Origin of the sequence: Paenibacillus albiflavus, assembly GCF_004344915.1 — a bacterium.
GTDB lineage: Bacteria > Bacillota > Bacilli > Paenibacillales > NBRC-103111 > Paenibacillus_AM > Paenibacillus_AM albiflavus.
In genome coordinates, this window is record NZ_SKFG01000031.1 from 1 (window position 1) to 16,687 (window position 16,687).

Here is a 16,687-nt window from a genome sequence, read left to right on the forward strand (position 1 = left end):
CATCCCGACTGGAAATAGCCTCCCTTTGGATTCAAAAGGGCTATCCTGTTCGTACGGTGCTGCGTATCTGTAACGTTCCTCGTTCTACTTACTATTATCGTCTGTGTCATCCAGAACGTCAGCCATCTACAGGCAGTGGTCGCCCTATTCCAGGTTACTCCTTGGATCAGAATGGTGCTGTTGTTTTAGACGCACGCATTAAAGGGATTCTACGCCGTCTTATTAAAGGTCCTAACGCAGCTTTTGGTTACCGCAAGCTCACAATCTTATTACGCCGAAAATACCGCCTTGTCATTAATAAGAAGAAAGTATATCGGCTATGCAAAGAGCTGGGTGTACTGGCCCCACAACGTGAAATAACAAACGCTGTACCCAAAAAGGTAGCCAATAACCGCGTCGTTACTGGACCGAATCAAGTGTGGCAAATGGATATTAAATATGGATACGTAGCTGGTAAACGTCGGCATTTCTATTTAGCGAGCATCCTTGATGTATTCGATCGAAATATTGTTGCTCACCATCGGGGTAAGGCTTGTAGCACACAGGATATTCTGCAAATCGTACAGAAAGCCATTCTAAAACGAAATATTCACGGGCAAGAAACCAAGCTAGTTATACGTACAGATAACGGCCCACAGTTCGTGAGCAAGGCTTTCTACGCCTATTGTGAACTAGCTGGTATTGAGCATGAGCGCATTCCAGTTCACACGCCTAACAAAAACTCATTTATCGAGTCCTACCATAGTATCATCGAGAAAGAATGTTACCTACGTAACTGTTTTGAAACTTACGAAGAAGCCTTTAAGGAAGTGGATCGTTTTATTCGTTATTACAATAACGATCGCGTTCATGGCAGTCTTAAAGACTGGCCACCAAAGGACTATCTTCGGTTGGTGCATGAAGGGAAGATAATCCCTCAAAAAATCGCCCTATAGTGAGACAGACCAATTAAAACCTTGGTAAATGTCCAATTTTAGGGGGTTGAACCGCAAATTACCGAAAGAGCACCCCAAGTTGCCGCATTGCTTCAGGTAGCACGGTGGAGGTCGCTGGCAGAGTGCGAACGGTAAAGAATTACCGAAAAAGGGAAACAAATTACCGAAAAAGCACCCCAAGTTGCCGAATCGCGCTAGGTAGCACGGTGGAGGTCACTGGTAGAGTGAGATCGGTAAAGAATTACCGAAAAAGGGAAAACCATTGCCGAAAAAGCACCCCAAGTTGCCGCATTGCATCAACACAAATAGAAAAACAGTTGTTAGGAATTAGCCTAACAACTGTTCTTCTTTGATTATTTCGAGTATCTTCTTCGCTGATATTTTAGCCCAAATATCGTGGATCCGACTAATAATAGGATGAATGCGGAGGTGATAGCTACACTTTGCCAAGTATATTCACCGCTAGCAGTTGATGAAGCATTGTTGCCAGGTCGTTGCATTCCACCAGGGTTACGTCCATCGCCAAGGTTAGGTGGTTGCATCTGCCCAAGGTCCTGCCCATCGCCAAAGTTAGGTGGCTGCATTTGCCCACGGTCCTGCCCATCAACAAAGTTAGGTGGTTGCATCTGCCCAAGATCCTGGCCATCGCCAAGGTTAGGCGGTTGCATCTGCCCAAGGTCTTGCCCATCGCCAAAGTTAGGTGGTTGCATCTGTCCAGGGTCCTGACCATTACCAAAGTTAGGTGGCTGGAACTGACCTTGTCCTTGTTTATCTCCGTTTGCATTCTGACCGCCAAGCTCCCCTCGTGGACCACCCGTCGTTGTTGCTTCGACGACTAGCTCACCAGAGAGTTGCTTCTTGATCGATTCAGCCCTTTGAATGGCGAATTCAACTAAACTTTTATCACCTGAAACAGATTCATCGAATTGTTCCTTGGTGTAGAACTTGGTTGGATCTTTGTCGATATAGGAGGAGATTAAGTCTGAAATTTGCTTTGTCTTCGCTGACATCTGATCTTCTGAGAAAAAGTTATTTGCAATTTCGTCTAGGTAGCTATTAAACTTCTCTCGATACTCAGGAACGGAGAGAAGCGAATTGAGCAGCGGTCTGTCTTCCAAGCTGATACCCGAGACAGGTGTAGTGATACTGAAGTTAATGTTCGTTTCACTCAGGAAATTAGCTGCCATATCTCCACCAGGATTTCCACCCATCATACCCCGATTGCGGTTGTTCCCAGCTTGCTTGTTGTTAGGCTGAACTTGCTGGTTATTAGGTTCAGCTTGCTTATTGTTTTGTTCAACTTGCTTGTTGTTTTGTTCAGCTGGCAACTTATCGCCTATCCCATCAGCAGCATCCATCATTCCGCCAAAACCACCCATTCCGCCCATCCCACTAAAGCCGCCGAACGACATATTGTAATCCCACGGCAGGATGGAGAACACACCGTTCTCCTCGTACAAATAATAGTTATGCTTCAAATTACCTTGATAACTATCTAAGTTGACAAGTGCTGTGTTTGCGGCAAAATAGCGCAGTATTTCATCGACATCAAGAACTTTCTCAATATCACCACCATTGTTAATCGCATCAAGCATAGCGATTATCGCAGACTGATCCGATACGCCTTTGTTTGTTTTCAGATTCATACCAGAATAATCTTTAATATCATCGCTAATCCATTTCAAATCACTGCCTGTACCATCTGGTTTATATAAATCGCCTGTACCACTTACGTAATGCTGTGCTAAGAACGGTTCTTCAATGGCTTCAACGCCGAGGTACAGTCCCCATTCTTCACCATTAATTGTCACATACATATAAGAATTGGCTGGAGTAGGCACACCCATCGATTCCATTAGAGCATAGGACAAATATTCGCGCATCTGAGAAGGGTCCGTGTAATTATTGTTTAAATTCAGCTTCTTAAGGCCATATAAATTTAGATCGTCCTGATAATAATCAAAGTCAATCTTGAAGCTATAGCGGTCTGAATCGCTCATTTGTGCAACGGAGGTAAGCGTCATATTGCCTTTGACTCGCAGCCCAACTCCTTGTACCTTTTTACCATTAATCGTGACATCTGCTGGTACCATGGCTTCATCAAGCGGGTTTGCAAAAATAGACTTAAGGTCTTTATCATCCAGTGTAATATCAACTGATGTTACCCTACTTTGATCAAAAATTTGCTCTTCGTACGTATGATCCAGCTTAACAGGTTCAACTCCGATTCGTGGGAGCATGAACATAATCGTAATAAATAAGAAGATCAGTAAAGCAAATACAACTAAAACATATTTATTTTTCACAAGGAAATCACTCCTTTCCCCGAATTTCATTCACTTGCAGCATTAGGCCGTGAAATTTCCGTCATAGCTCAACATAATCGCAGAGTTCACACCATTCATGCCAGTGATCTTATTTATAAACTCAGTTGAATTCTCTTTAAGACGCAGTTCATAGGTAATCTCCATTCCTCCTGCATAAGGCGAGTTTGATTTGGATTTGACGGTATGTTTTCTTGATACAGTCGATACGATCTGCTCTAAAGTTCCTTCAACTGCAGCATCTGTATATTTTACAACGAGAAGATAAGGATTCTCCACAGTCAGACGATTGACGAAGAATAGCAGAACGATTCCAATAAGAATGGAGCCAATAATCACAAGAGGAATGAGTCCAGCACCGCATAGAATTCCAGATGCAACAGACCAGAAAATATAAACGAGATCCATTGGATCTTTAATAGGTGTTCGGAAGCGAACAATCGACAGCGCACCGACCATACCAAGTGAGAGTACAATGTTCGTTGATATCCCGATAATAATGAGCGCAGTTGCCATCGTCATCACAATAAGTGAAATATTGAAGCTGTGTGAATACATCACACCTGCGAATGTTTTTTTATAAATGACATAAATGAATAATCCTACTGCAAAAGCTACGACAATCCCGATCAATGAATCAATGATTGAGAAGCTGGTTGTTTTCTCGAGAAAGCTGGATTTAAGAATATCTTGAAAAGTAATCGTACCCATGTTGTTCTCCTCCATGTTCTATAGTTAGCCATACATGCGGCTTAGTTGGTATTTGGAAAAAGCGGTTTTGCTAGTATTGCTGGCAGATAGTAAATTCTTGATCAGATCAGGCAAATATTCATCGAATTTTACCTCTAGTATGACAATGTTAGGGTCCAGCGTTTCAACCATCATCAGATCAGGATTCAAAAAATCGGTATTCCGAAAGCTTGTCTTAACTGAACTGTCGAAGGTTACACGAACATTACCCTGCTCATAAATAAACACTTCCCGTACATAATCAACGACGGTTGTCGGTTTGAGCTGGAATAAATTCATATGGATATAGAGCTCTCGAATAAGTGATCTTGGGTCATGCTCCATCCAATCGATAGTTCCAGACCGAATGCGTTCATATTCTTCTGCTGTTATACGGCATTTGGTTTTGTAGCATAGATTGTTACGTTTGCTTTTTTTCTCAAGCTGAATGAATTCTGTGTTATAGTCGTACAACCTGACTCTGAATTTATCCCGATGGAATAAGCCTTCTTTTTTTTGGATTAGAACCTTATTATCAACGTTGTCAAAATAACAGCTGCGGATAAGATATCGACCGTCTTGCTTAGCGTGAGGGTCGGGCATCATTACATGCCTAAGATTATTGCGAAGCAAATGGCAATCCGCATGAGTGATTGCATGCTTTAGCTCTCTGCGGCCTTTGAACCCATTCATACTCATTGTGCTAACCTCCTATTCGTATGTTATTGATTGCTGCAAGATATAGAATAAGCGGATAGTCTTAAAGAAACCTTAAAAAAAGACTGCCCCTAGAAATCGGATATAGATTTCTAGAGACAGCTTCTGATGTATCGCTTTATTTAGGTAGTTTAATTCGAATAATGGTACCCTTGGGCTCATTCGGCAAAGCCCTAATTGTTCCATGATGACTTGTTACAATCCATTGCGCAATGGACAGCCCAAGACCTGAACCTCCTGATTCTCTTGATCTTGCTTTATCCTCACGATAGAAACGGTCAAATACATGCTCTCTATTGTCTTGATGAATACCAACACCTGTATCTCTTACCTCAATCAGAACTCTGTTATCTTGCGTGAAAGTTTTAATACCAATAAAATCATTCTCACCTGTGTATTTAATTGCATTATCTAGCAGAATGACGAGCAGCTGATGCATTCGATTATGATCGGCTTCGATCGTCTGATTACAATCAAGCTGAAGCCAGATCCTCTTGTCTTGCAGTTCAGCAATTTCGATATAGGGTACAGATACAGATTGAATGAATGCGTCGATGTTTAGCGGTTGTTTAGTTAGTTCAGTTTCCGTAGAATCGGCTCTTGCCAAAGTCAGCAAATCGGTAGTCAGTTTACTAAGCCTGCGTGTTTCAGATAGAGACAGTGCAATTTGTTCAAAAGAATCGATGATTTTCTTATCAGGTGTAGTTAGCAATAGCTCCATCTTATTCTGAATGATGGTCAAAGGTGTTCTTAGCTCATGCGATGCGTTCTCTACAAATTCTGCTTGCTTGTTCCAAGATCGCATAATCGGCTTCATCGTTTGTCTGGATAACAGGTAGCTAGCTGAAATTGACAGCAAGATGAATACAATCGTGCATAGAATGATGATATTTTGAAAATTTGCCAGTATGCTTTGCTCGCCATCTGTATTTATCAGGAGCTGTACATAGGCAACTTGATTGTCAGGCACATGTTCTTCTATCGTGATTGTTCTAAAATGATTCGAATTATTTAAAATGATAGACGAAATAACGCCTAAATTACGAGGATTAAACTGCAGCTCTGTAAAATAATTGTCGTAGAACAGCTTGCCGATTTCTTCAATATTTACAATCTGGCCTTCATCATTCCATTTGATCGGGATAATTCGTGGGCTAGGTCTGTTGATCGGTCTGTTATTTGGAGGCGGAGCCATAAAATCTTTACCAGGGAGTATGTCTGGCATTGTTACATATATCTCTTGATTGCGGGTTAACTCTTCATCAACCTTGGCAAGTAGCGTAGATTTCATCTGTGAAAATACGATAACACCGAATAAGGTGAAGATAATGCTGAATGCAATAAAGTTGTATAGCATGAAGCTTATCTGCTGTTTACGAATGACAGGTTGCTTACTCATGTTGCTCACCGCTTTCGGATAGCATGTAACCGATGCCGCGAATCGTTCGAATGAATTTGTCATATCCATGCTTTTTCATATTTTTGCGAAGATTGCTGATATAAACCTCAACGACCGTAGTCGAGGTACTGGACTCAAATCCCCATATCCGATCAAAAATTTGTTCTTTGGTGAGTAAGATGTTCTTATTGTTGATCAAATATTCAAGCAAGTCATATTGCTTGCCATTTAGTTTAATGACTTCGTCGTGAATCGTGACGCAATTGTTCCTCAGATTCATCTTGAGGTCTTTGAATTGAAGGATGCTTTCTTTGAATTCCCCAACCGATCGTCTGATTATCGCTTCTAATCGGAGAACAAGCTCTTCTCGATGGAATGGCTTTACTAAGTAATCATCTGCTCCTAGCTTAAAACCGCGAATTTTATCATCTATTCCATCTTTGGCTGTTAAAATGAGAAGGGGAGTCGTGACTCGTTGCTCTCTCAGTTTACTAAGAACCTCATACCCATTCATGGAAGGCAGCATCAGATCAAGTATGATGACGTCATAAATGTTGTGTTCTGCAAGATATAAGCCTTCAGCACCATCATAAGCTTGCTCAGTATCGAACATATGCTGAACGGTTTCACAAATCGTATCCGATAAATGTTTATCGTCCTCAATGACGAGAATTCGCATACCTATCACCTCAGTTCACATAATAGCAGTCTGGTCAGGTGAGGGCAAATGTTGTAGCTGTGCGATGTGAAAAGAGCTGTCCAGTGAAAATATCCACTTGGACAGCTCTTGTTTTATTTGTAGGCTGGCAACCAGTCGCCATGCGCTTCGATTAGATCATCGCACATTGATACGATATCATCCATCGATAGTTCGGCTGATGTATGAGGATCAAGCATCGCCGCATGATAGATATGTTCTTTCTTTTTCGTTATGGCGGCTTCTATTGTGAGCAGTTGTGTATTGATATTCGTCCGATTCAAGGCTGCAAGCTGAGGTGGCAGGTCACCTACATAAGTTGGTGTAACTCCGCTTCTATCCACCACGCATGCGACTTCCACACAAGCTTCCTTAGGCAGGTTCGTAATAAGCCCTGTGTTCATGACGTTGCCGCCAATTTTGTAAGGAATATCGGTTTCAATGGCTTCCAGGATGTAAGATGCATACTCATGAGAACGACTATGGGTAAGCGCAGTGTCGTTCACGAGCTCATCTCTCATTTTGTTCCAATTTGCGATTTGATTCACACAGCGGCGCGGATATTCGTCAAGCGGGATGTTGAACCGCTCGATCAGCTCTGGGTAATTTCTTTTAATAAAATAGGGGTGGTACTCTGCATTATGTTCAGATGATTCGGTTATGTAGTAGCCGAATTTCAGCATCATTTCGAATCGCACCATATCATAATGCAGCTCCTGCTGCTTCGCTGCAGCTTTGCGCTTGATCTCAGGATATAAGTCCACGCCATTCTTGGTAACCTCAAGCAACCATGCCATATGGTTGATGCCTGCGATTTTCCATTGTACGCCTGCTGCATCCATTCCTAGACTGCTGAAGAGATGAGGGACGCATACTTGGACGCTATGGCAGAGCCCAACCGTATTTACTTGTCCATAGGTGTTCATCACATTCGTAAGTACAGCCATCGGATTTGTATAGTTTATAAATAAAGCATTTGGACAAACCTCGCGAATATCCGCTGCAAAATCCAACATTACCGGGATCGTTCGCAGATTTCTAAAAATACCGCCAATCCCTACTGTATCTGCAATTGTTTGACGTAAGCCGTATTTCTTCGGAATCTCAAAATCCGTAATGGTACATGGATCATACCCTCCAACTTGAATCGCGTTGATGACATATTTGGCGCCTCGTAAAGCTTCTTTACGATCCATATAGCTGGTTATCGTACAATTGCTGTTTAGTGTCTTTTTGATATTGTTCAGCATTTGCAACGAATCTTGCAGTCGAACAGGATCAATATCGAATAAAGCAAGCTCGAATCCATCAAGCGCTGGTGTAGACATGATGTCTCCAAGTACATTTTTGGCAAAAACCGTGCTGCCAGCCCCTAGAAATGTAACTTTAGCCACAATATAACCTCCATTAAGTTCAAGTAATCTTTCTTTCTACTATACCGCTTTGCTATGATTTAGAGATATGGAGGGAAACGATACATATATGGAGAAATGTAGTTTGTAACTTAGTATTGGAGGTTGTTCCTATGTCACAAGCTTATTATGAGGTCGCAATTAATCCGATTCCGAGCAAAGGCGAATATATGATTCTATTTAGCGGTGAATCGCAGACAGAACCCAATCATCTTGTTGGTCCTTCCGTTCATGACTATCATTTAATTCATGTCGTGATTAGCGGTAAAGGCAGGTTTCGGATTCGTGGTAAGCAATATGAGCTTAGCGGGGGGGATAGCTTTATTATTTTTCCTGGCGAGCTATTTGAGTATGAGTCGGATTCTACTGAACCTTGGTTTTATCGCTGGTTTGCGACGAAGGGGCAGCAGATGGATGCGGCTTTAAGCATTATGGGCATTTCCGCCAGCTATCCGATTATTTGTACTTCTGATTGTGAACATATTTCTTCTCTTGTACGCGATATTACACAAGCATTAAGATCAGGAAACAGCAGTTGTGACATGCTTGCGAATGGTTATTTAAGACTGCTATTAGGTGCGTATATGCAGTATACCGAAGTGAATGTTCAAGTTGAGAAGGAGCCGCTAAGCGATATTGAATACCAGATTGAGCAAGGAATTCGTTTCTTAACCTTGCAATACACGCAGCCTATTTCTATTGAAAGGTTAGCACGTTCCGTAGGGTATCATCGTACGTATTATTCCAAAATGTTTAAGAAGCACACAGGCTTATCCCCGATGAATTTTTTGCTCAAAATTCGAATGGAACGCGCAAAATTGTTAATGGGCAGTCGTTTAACGATTGAGCAGATTTCTTCCTCTGTTGGTTTTGCAGACTCGCTTTATTTTTCGAAGCAATACAGAAAATGGTATGGCATGAGTCCGAGTGAATATCGCAGTAAGATGAAGAACAATCCTGATTAGAATGGATGAAATTACAAGCTGGAAATCGGATGATTTGTGAAAAACATTACATACTTGAAAGATGCTGCAGTGCATAGTTACACAGGGGAGCAAGAATCGAATCCGCTTTGAACGGTGGAACGGTTTCTCAAATCCTACTTGTAACATGGAGGGAGCTGCAACGTGTCTATCATTATTTCAAACGAAGAAATAGCTAAGGATATTTATCTCATGACCATAGAAGGTGAATATCAAGGAAAGATGGGCCAATTTTACATGCTCCGTTCATGGAATCGTTATCCTGTTCTTTCACGTCCGATTAGTATTCACAATATCGATAATGGATCGATTCAATTTCTGTACAAGGTGTTCGGTGAAGGTACTCGCATGTTTGCGGAACTGAAAAGCGGCGATTCCATTGGACTTGAGGGACCATTTGGCAATGGATTTCCTGAACCAGAAGGCAAGGTTGCCATGGTTGGCGGGGGAATCGGTATTGCGCCGTTCTACTTCGCGGCTAAACATATTCCTGAGGCAGATGTTTACTTAGGATTTGGTCAGGAAGCGTATTTAGTGGATGAATTTAAACAAGTTGCTCGTCAGGTTGTTACGAATGTAGGGCGAAGCATCATTGAAGATATAGAGCCTGATCAGTACGACATGGTTTATGTGTGCGGACCTCACGGAATGATGCATGCGGTCGCAGATAAAGCGAAGCATTCTTCCGCGAAGGTGTACGTATCGCTTGAGAAACGAATGGCATGCGGAATTGGGGCATGTCTTGTGTGCAGTGTAATCTGCCATGAAGGTAATAAGCGTGCATGTGTTGACGGTCCTGTATTTCTAGCGGAGGAGGTTAACTTTGATGCAGAGAATGGCTTGTAAGATTGCTGGGGTTCATTTTAACAATCCGGTTGTCATGGCTTCGGGAACATTCGGATTTGGCAAAGAATACGCTCAATTTTATGATATTAACAAGCTCGGCGGTATTTCTGGCAAAGGATTAACGCTTCAGCCTAAAGCGGGCAACCGCGGGATTCGGATCTGGGAGACACCATCAGGGATGATGAATAGTGTTGGCTTGGAGAATCCAGGCATTGAGATGTTTTTGGAAGAAGAAATGAACTTCTGGGAAACGATTGAACCTGCCAAGATTGTGAATCTGGGTGGAGGATCAATTGAAGATTATGTGCAAGGTGCTAGGCTCATTACGGAAGATACCTACAAGCGGAGAGAACAAGGCTTGCATGGTGTTGATTTGATTGAGCTTAATATATCTTGTCCGAATGTTAAGCAAGGCGGCATTGCTTATGGAATCAAAACTGAAATAGCTCGGGAGGTTATACGCGAGGTTCGCAAAGCTACGACTCTTCCGCTTGCGATCAAGCTGTCACCTAATGCAGAGAATATTGTAGAGATGGCTGTTATGTGTGAAGAAGAAGGTGCAGATGCAGTATCTCTCGTCAATACCTTCTCCGCCATGAAAATAGACATTAAGCGTAGGCGAAGCGTGTTTGATAATGGTTATGCAGGTCTATCTGGTCCAGCAATTAAGCCAATTGCGCTGCGCATGGTACATCAAGTTGCAAAGCATGCGCAAATCCCGATTATGGGGATGGGTGGCATTGCAAGTAGCGAAGATGCGATTGAGTTCATTATGGCAGGTGCTTCCGTTATCCAGATCGGTACTTATAACTTTATGAATCTTCGTGCGGGGGAAGAAATTATTGCGGGAATCGAAGCTTTTATGGAACAGGAGAATATTCAGAGTCTGGACGAAATTAGAGGCATTGTCTAACAGTAGCCGTATGCTTGTTGAATAGGCAAGGATGTTCTACAATAGAGGGAAACTAATGTGAGATGAATAGGTGATCGAATGACAATCCAAATTATTGATACGACAGTTTCACACTCTAAGGAAGACGGCTACATCGGACATGTTGTGTTCCAATATGCTGACCATACAGCCAAGTATGAAATTACGCTTCAAAGCAAAAACAAGAAAGAATGGAATTACAGCTTGAACTTTGCGCTTGAGTCCGGTAAGGAAGAGGACATCCTGTTCGTTGATGAACAGCTTGAAGAGGACGACGAATTGTTTGACTATCTGGTAGATGCAGTTGTCAGCAAATTATAAAATGTGGATGAAGTGGTCGAGCCATAGGGCTCGGTCGCTTTTTATTCGATTTATGTTTGGAATCGCTTACAGAGTATATTTACCTTATTATCCAAATAGTGTATTGTTATAAATAATCTGAATTTTCTAATTATAAAAAGGTGGCGAGTCTATGAAAAGAATATGGAGCATGGCAATTGTCATTTGTTTGGTACTAGTCGTTGCTGCATGCGGGAACACAGATAAGCAAGCTAGCGGAGGATCGGCCAAGAAATACAAATTTGGTACTGATGCGACTTGGGCACCGCAGGAGTATATGGAGAACGGTAAAATTGTAGGCTTTGACGTTGATTTCCTCGAAGCTGTTATGAAAGAAGCAAAGCTGGATTATGAATTAAGCAATGTGGAGTGGAATTCATTCCTAGCAGAAGTTCAAGAAGGCAAGAAGCTTGATGGGGGGATTTCTTCCGTTACGATCAATGATGAGCGAATTAAATCCTATGATTTCTCCATTCCTTATTTCGAATCGACTAACATGATTATCACTAAGCAAGATGGCATCAAGACCGCCCTGGATTTAAAAGATAAGAAGATTGGTGTACAGAATGCAACGACTGGGCAGACCGTAATAGAAGATCTTTTTGGAAAAGAATTAAAGGGTTTGAATAAGTATGAGAACATCACCATGGCGTTCATGGAGCTGGATAATGGAGGAATAGACGCTGTTGTCGCAGATAACATGATCGTTAATGAATATTTGAAGAACAACCCTAACAAGCAATATAAGGCGCTTTATGATAAGACGAACTTTGCATCCGAATTCTATGGCATCTTGTTACCGAAGGGTAGTGAGCTGAAGGCGAAGCTTGACCCAGCAGTTAAGGCCGTACTTGAGAATGGAAAATACGCTGAGATTTATAAAAAATGGTACGGCAGTGAACCAGATGTGAAGGTTCTGCTAGATAAGAAATAAGGGGTCTCTATTATGGATATCAGATGGGACATCATTGAGACTTACGCCCCTTTCTTCTTACAAGGAACGCTGCTGACAATTGGGATTTGTCTTGCTTCTATTTTCTTTGGAACGATATTGGGTCTTGGTATTGGCCTTGGCAGAATGTCGAAGCATAAGATTATTCGTACTCCATTTACAGTGTATGTTGATATTATTCGAGGGACTCCTTTACTTGTTCTAATCATGATTGTTCATTTTGGTATCTCAACACCTGTTTTTGGAATTTCGAATGGAATTTTTTCAGCTATTCTTTCTTTATCCCTTAACTCAGCAGCGTATTGTGCAGAGATTTTTAGAGCAGGTGTACAATCCATTGATCGAGGTCAGATGGAAGCTGCCCGCTCACTTGGTCTAAGTCATTATAAAGCGATGAGATTTGTTATATTACCGCAAGCGATTAAGCGGATGATTCCTCCTTTTGTCAATGAATTTATCGTCCTTATTAAAGATTCATCCCTTGCTTCAATAGTGGCGGCGAAGGAGCTTATGTATTGGGCAAAGGCTGCACAAGGACAGTACTTGCGCGTATGGGAATCTTATTTGACTATCGCCATCATTTATCTGATTTTGACACTTACTTTAAGCAAGGTACTGAATCGGCTCGAAAGGAAGTATCGAACAGAATGATCCGAATGACGAATCTGAAGAAGTCTTATGGGGAGACGGAAGTGATCAAAGGCGTCAGCCTGCATGTGCATCATAAAGAAGTTGTTGTGATCATCGGTCCGTCTGGTTCGGGGAAATCCACTTTACTGCGATGCATGAATCTGCTGGAATCTTATAACGAGGGTGAAATAGAGATTGAAGGCGTCCGTTTAACGGATAAACAAACCGATATTAATCTGGTTCGCAGGGAAGTGGGCATGGTATTCCAAAGGTTCAATCTCTTCCCGCATTTATCTGTTCTTCGGAATATTACACTTGCCCCTATGCAAGTACGGAAGCTAGATGAGACAGCAGCTAAGACGAAAGCGTATGAGCTACTAGAGAAAGTCGGCTTATCTGAAAAAGCGGATGTATATCCGCCATCTTTATCAGGTGGGCAGGCTCAGCGTGTTGCGATCGCTCGCGCGCTTGCGATGCAGCCGAAGATCATGCTGTTCGATGAACCGACCGCATCGCTTGATCCCGAAATGGTTGGCGAGGTTATTACAGTTATGAAGCAGCTTGCCCATGAAGGCATGACGATGGTCGTCGTTACGCATGAAATCGGCTTTGCGCGTGAAGTCGCTGATCGCGTTATTTTCATCGATGGCGGCTATATCGTCGAAGAGGGCAAGCCCAAGGAAATTTTCGATAATCCAAAGCATGAGCGAACGAAATCATTCTTATCGAAGGTTTTGTAGGGGGAATCTAAGGGGTATTTTTCTGATCATAGCCATATGTTTTGGACCGCATGCAGCGGTCCTTTTTCTTTATGACAAACACTACTTCGCACATGATCTTGCTATTTGCAAGATCTGATCAACTTTTTGCTTTAGCAAATCTTTGCTTTGGAGTCCCATTAGTTTTTCTATTACGTACCCATCCTTAAACAAAAGAATTGTAGGTGCACTCGTTACTTTGAACTCGGCAGCAAGCTCAGCTTCATCATCCATGTTCAAATGTGCAATCATTGCCTTCCTGCCGATCTCTGTTGCTAGTTCATCAACGATAGGCATCTGTTTTTGGCAAGCGTCGCACGAGGGTGTATAGAAATTTACTAACGCTACCCCATGATTAATTTGCTCGTTAAAAGAATGCTTATTTAAGGTAATTGTCGTCATGTGTGTACCTCCTAGGGAGTCGCCTCTTCATGCTTGATTATGGCATCAAATTCTAGCTGCTTACCTTCTTACAAATATAAATCATACTGTAGCTGTCATTGTCAATTGGTGTTTCGTCCCAATTTTTGTAAATTGAGATGATTGCAAATCCGTTGTATTGTAGGATGCGCTCCATCTCTTGCGGGTAAACATATCGGAGACTAATATGTGTCTTGTTTTCCTTGACCAGTTGCTTGTGTTCATCGATATACTTGCGGATCGTTGTATAATGTTGAATTTGACGAAGTGCATCGTACTCGCTGATTGTATAGACATCCACTTGGTGATGAGTTATTGGGTCCTGATAAGTTCTCCAATAGCTCTCTGTGGTTGGCTGCAAGAGCTCCTCCGCGCTTGGAAATCGGGTATCAAATATAAAAATGCCTTCTTCATTCATATGCTGATGAATCGAAGTGAGTAGGGCATTCTGGGATTCATTCGTATGAAAATGCTGAAAGGAGTTGCCAACCATATAGACAAAAGAACTCTTTGCAGGAAGATCCAGCTTTGTGCAATCTTGCTGTTTCCAATCGATGGCTAGATCTAGTTTGTCTGATTTGACCTTCGCTTGGTCTAGCATACCTTGGTGAAGATCAACTCCGACAGTTGGCCGTCCTAAGCGTGCTAACGGGATTGTAGCTCTGCCAGTTCCACAAGCTATATCCAGGATTGGACCCGTTGTCTGCTGTGCCCATTTGATTAATAGAGGGATGTCAGATTGGTGAGGATCATTCTCGGTATCGTATAGAATCGGATCATCGTATTCTTCTAAATTATCGTTAAACAAGTTGGTTGTACCTCCTATAAATAAACAAAGTGATGGCTCCTAAATAGGAACCATCACTAATAATGTAGTGATCACGCTTATTGTGAAGCTAAAAGTTGCGCACCAGCAATTCCAGGCTTGGTCATTTCGAACGGATCAAGAATAATATTGAGTTCTTCTTCGGTTAGAACGTTATAGAGCAGACATAGCTCGCGCAATGATTTGCCTGATACAATCGCTTCACGAGCAATTCGTGCAGACACCTCATAACCCAAATGTGGATTAAGCGCAGTCATGATGCCGACACTCTTCTCAACATATTGCTTGCAAATTTCAATATTCGCTTCAATACCTTCTATACAGTAGGTTCTGAATACCTTAAAGACTTGATTCATCATGCTGAGTGATTGCAACAAGTTGAACACGAGCACAGGTTCCATCACATTAAGTTCTAATTGACCCGCTTCCGATGCGAGACAGATCGTGTGGTCGTTGCCGATAACTTGGAATGCCACCTGATTAACGACTTCACACATAACGGGATTCACTTTACCAGGCATAATTGAAGATCCAGGCTGTCTAGCTGGCAGTGAAATTTCGGCAAGCCCTGCACGTGGTCCAGAGGCCATGAGACGAAGATCATTAGCCACTTTGGACATGTTGATCATACAGATCTTAAGTGCCGCAGATACCTCCGTATATGCATCTGTGTTCTGTGTAGCATCAATGAGATGCTCAGCAGATTGAAGTGGGAATCCGCTATTCTCTGCTAATAGTTCAGCACATTTTGCAATGTAGCGTGGATCAGCGTTAAGACCTGTCCCAACCGCAGTCGCACCCATATTTACTTCATATAAATGTTCCTTCGTTTTCTCTACACGCTTGATGTCTCTGCCTAGCACCTTGCTATAAGCGGCAAATTCTTGACCGAGTCGAATAGGCACTGCGTCCTGCAAGTGTGTGCGCCCCATTTTGATAACGCTGTCAAATTCAGATGCCTTGGTCTCAAATGTTTCTTTTAATTGCTTCATGGTTATTAATAATTGATCGATCATTGAAAGTGTTGCGATATGAATAGCTGTTGGAAAAGCATCATTTGTTGATTGTGCCATATTCACATGTGTATTAGGGCTTAATTTAAAATAATCGCCTTTGGTTTCACCCAACAGTTCTAATGCGCGATTGGCAATCACTTCGTTCGTATTCATATTGATGGAAGTGCCTGCACCGCCTTGAATGGGATCGACAATAAATTGATCATGCCATTTACCTGCTATAATTTCTTCTGCTGCTGTAACAATTGCTTCACCAAGTTTGGTATTCAATTGCTTCACTTCCATATTTGCGAGCGCAGCGGATTTCTTCACAATCGCCATAGCTTTGATGAGTTCTTCATGAATTCGATAACCTGTTATCGGAAAATTATCCACTGCACGCAAAGTTTGAATTCCATAATAGACATCGACTGGAACCTCTCGTGACCCTAGGAAATCTTTTTCAATCCGAACTTGTTCTTGTGACATTGTAATAGCCTCCTGTTCCATAGAAGAAACCTAATTTGTGAATTGATGATATAGAGATTATACCTTGTGTCCCTAAATACTAGGGTTCACCTGAAGAAACCCATTCCGCCGCAGCAATAGGGTGGAAACGGTTTCTATCAACAGACTTAATTATATTCTTCTTTAGAATAATGTAAACCTTCTTTATTGGAAAATTGCCATAATTGAGTGAATGAGGAAGTAAATTATAAAAAATGATGAACGGTGCAGGGTTTTGTAAAGTAAGCTCGTCTATTAAATAAAAAAACGAATTATCAGAAACTATT

Annotated in this window: 17 protein-coding genes; 8 read left to right on the plus strand and 9 right to left on the minus strand. The window is 42.0% G+C overall.

The genetic code is table 11. From position 1 onward, the window contains the following. Positions 1-935 (plus strand): IS3 family transposase (locus tag E0485_RS20725; protein ID WP_132419710.1); only part of this gene is annotated, 935 nt, incomplete at its 5' end. A 353-nt stretch (positions 936-1,288) separates the two neighbouring features. On the opposite strand, the gene E0485_RS20730 is transcribed toward E0485_RS20725, so the two are convergent. The 6 genes from E0485_RS20730 to melA form a co-directional block, all read right to left on the minus strand. Next, positions 1,289-3,241, minus strand: a complete 1,953-nt coding sequence (locus E0485_RS20730; RefSeq protein WP_132419988.1) for a CotH kinase family protein — start codon at positions 3,239-3,241, stop codon at positions 1,289-1,291. Positions 3,242-3,283: 42 nt separating this feature from the next. Further along, positions 3,284-3,970 (minus strand): DUF4956 domain-containing protein, encoded by a 687-nt coding sequence (locus E0485_RS20735; protein ID WP_132419989.1) that lies wholly within the window; start codon positions 3,968-3,970, stop codon positions 3,284-3,286. A gap of 24 nt (positions 3,971-3,994) precedes the next feature. Further along, positions 3,995-4,687 carry a polyphosphate polymerase domain-containing protein gene (locus tag E0485_RS20740; protein WP_132419990.1) on the minus strand — a complete coding sequence of 231 codons (693 nt, stop codon included), beginning with the start codon at positions 4,685-4,687 and terminating at the stop codon, positions 3,995-3,997. A gap of 136 nt (positions 4,688-4,823) precedes the next feature. Further along, entirely contained in the window at positions 4,824-6,104 is a 1,281-nt protein-coding gene (locus E0485_RS20745) for a sensor histidine kinase (protein WP_132419991.1), read from the minus strand. Further along, positions 6,097-6,783, minus strand: coding sequence for a response regulator transcription factor (locus E0485_RS20750; protein ID WP_132419992.1), 687 nt, complete (start codon positions 6,781-6,783; stop codon positions 6,097-6,099). Before E0485_RS20750 ends, E0485_RS20745 begins: the two co-directional genes overlap by 8 nt. Positions 6,784-6,896: 113 nt before the next feature. Beyond that, on the minus strand, positions 6,897-8,195 hold the full coding sequence (gene melA, locus E0485_RS20755) for an alpha-glucosidase/alpha-galactosidase (protein ID WP_132419993.1): 1,299 nt from the start codon (positions 8,193-8,195) through the stop codon (positions 6,897-6,899). A gap of 131 nt (positions 8,196-8,326) precedes the next feature. Here melA and E0485_RS20760 point away from each other — a divergent pair, with 131 nt between their 5' ends. The 7 genes from E0485_RS20760 (at position 8,327) to E0485_RS20790 (ending at position 13,634) form a co-directional block, all read left to right on the plus strand. Then, on the plus strand, positions 8,327-9,178 hold the full coding sequence (locus E0485_RS20760; RefSeq protein ID WP_132419994.1) for an AraC family transcriptional regulator: 852 nt from the start codon (positions 8,327-8,329) through the stop codon (positions 9,176-9,178). Between the two features lie 162 nt (positions 9,179-9,340). Then, positions 9,341-10,042, plus strand: a complete 702-nt coding sequence (locus E0485_RS20765) for a dihydroorotate dehydrogenase electron transfer subunit (protein ID WP_132419995.1) — start codon at positions 9,341-9,343, stop codon at positions 10,040-10,042. After that, complete coding sequence (locus E0485_RS20770; RefSeq protein WP_132419996.1) at positions 10,023-10,955, plus strand: dihydroorotate dehydrogenase; 933 nt, start codon at positions 10,023-10,025, stop codon at positions 10,953-10,955. Before E0485_RS20765 ends, E0485_RS20770 begins: the two co-directional genes overlap by 20 nt. A 78-nt stretch (positions 10,956-11,033) precedes the next feature. Next, positions 11,034-11,294, plus strand: a complete 261-nt coding sequence (locus tag E0485_RS20775; RefSeq protein WP_132419997.1) for a hypothetical protein — start codon at positions 11,034-11,036, stop codon at positions 11,292-11,294. Positions 11,295-11,445: 151 nt separating this feature from the next. Continuing rightward, positions 11,446-12,246, plus strand: a complete 801-nt coding sequence (locus E0485_RS20780) for a transporter substrate-binding domain-containing protein (RefSeq protein ID WP_132419998.1) — start codon at positions 11,446-11,448, stop codon at positions 12,244-12,246. 12 nt (positions 12,247-12,258) lie between these two features. Then, positions 12,259-12,915: an amino acid ABC transporter permease gene (locus tag E0485_RS20785; RefSeq protein WP_132419999.1), complete on the plus strand. Its 657-nt coding sequence runs from the start codon at positions 12,259-12,261 to the stop codon at positions 12,913-12,915. Continuing rightward, complete coding sequence (locus E0485_RS20790) at positions 12,912-13,634, plus strand: amino acid ABC transporter ATP-binding protein (RefSeq protein WP_132420000.1); 723 nt, start codon at positions 12,912-12,914, stop codon at positions 13,632-13,634. The genes E0485_RS20785 and E0485_RS20790 overlap by 4 nt, the downstream gene beginning before the upstream one ends. A gap of 81 nt (positions 13,635-13,715) precedes the next feature. Here E0485_RS20790 and E0485_RS20795 read toward each other — a convergent pair whose 3' ends face one another. The 3 genes from E0485_RS20795 to aspA all read right to left on the minus strand — a co-directional run bounded on the left by E0485_RS20795 (position 13,716) and on the right by aspA (position 16,382). Continuing rightward, on the minus strand, positions 13,716-14,054 hold the full coding sequence (locus tag E0485_RS20795; RefSeq protein ID WP_132420001.1) for a thioredoxin family protein: 339 nt from the start codon (positions 14,052-14,054) through the stop codon (positions 13,716-13,718). Positions 14,055-14,106: 52 nt separating this feature from the next. Then, positions 14,107-14,880, minus strand: a complete 774-nt coding sequence (locus tag E0485_RS20800; RefSeq protein ID WP_132420002.1) for a class I SAM-dependent methyltransferase — start codon at positions 14,878-14,880, stop codon at positions 14,107-14,109. Between the two features lie 77 nt (positions 14,881-14,957). Beyond that, on the minus strand, positions 14,958-16,382 hold the full coding sequence (gene aspA, locus E0485_RS20805) for an aspartate ammonia-lyase (RefSeq protein ID WP_132420003.1): 1,425 nt from the start codon (positions 16,380-16,382) through the stop codon (positions 14,958-14,960). Between the last annotated feature and the right edge of the window lie 305 nt (positions 16,383-16,687).

Excerpts from the sequence above, each read along its gene's own strand:
- E0485_RS20735 (WP_132419989.1), bottom strand. The coding sequence starts at position 3,970 with ATGGGTACGATTACTTTTCAAGATATTCTTAAATCCAGCTTTCTCGAG.
- E0485_RS20740 (WP_132419990.1), bottom strand. The coding sequence starts at position 4,687 with ATGAGTATGAATGGGTTCAAAGGCCGCAGAGAGCTAAAGCATGCAATC.
- E0485_RS20745 (WP_132419991.1), bottom strand. The coding sequence starts at position 6,104 with ATGAGTAAGCAACCTGTCATTCGTAAACAGCAGATAAGCTTCATGCTA.
- E0485_RS20750 (WP_132419992.1), bottom strand. The coding sequence starts at position 6,783 with ATGCGAATTCTCGTCATTGAGGACGATAAACATTTATCGGATACGATT.
- E0485_RS20760 (WP_132419994.1), top strand. The coding sequence starts at position 8,327 with ATGTCACAAGCTTATTATGAGGTCGCAATTAATCCGATTCCGAGCAAA.
- E0485_RS20770 (WP_132419996.1), top strand. The coding sequence starts at position 10,023 with ATGCAGAGAATGGCTTGTAAGATTGCTGGGGTTCATTTTAACAATCCG.
- E0485_RS20775 (WP_132419997.1), top strand. The coding sequence starts at position 11,034 with ATGACAATCCAAATTATTGATACGACAGTTTCACACTCTAAGGAAGAC.
- E0485_RS20780 (WP_132419998.1), top strand. The coding sequence starts at position 11,446 with ATGAAAAGAATATGGAGCATGGCAATTGTCATTTGTTTGGTACTAGTC.
- E0485_RS20785 (WP_132419999.1), top strand. The coding sequence starts at position 12,259 with ATGGATATCAGATGGGACATCATTGAGACTTACGCCCCTTTCTTCTTA.
- E0485_RS20790 (WP_132420000.1), top strand. The coding sequence starts at position 12,912 with ATGATCCGAATGACGAATCTGAAGAAGTCTTATGGGGAGACGGAAGTG.
- E0485_RS20795 (WP_132420001.1), bottom strand. The coding sequence starts at position 14,054 with ATGACGACAATTACCTTAAATAAGCATTCTTTTAACGAGCAAATTAAT.
- aspA (WP_132420003.1), bottom strand. The coding sequence starts at position 16,382 with ATGTCACAAGAACAAGTTCGGATTGAAAAAGATTTCCTAGGGTCACGA.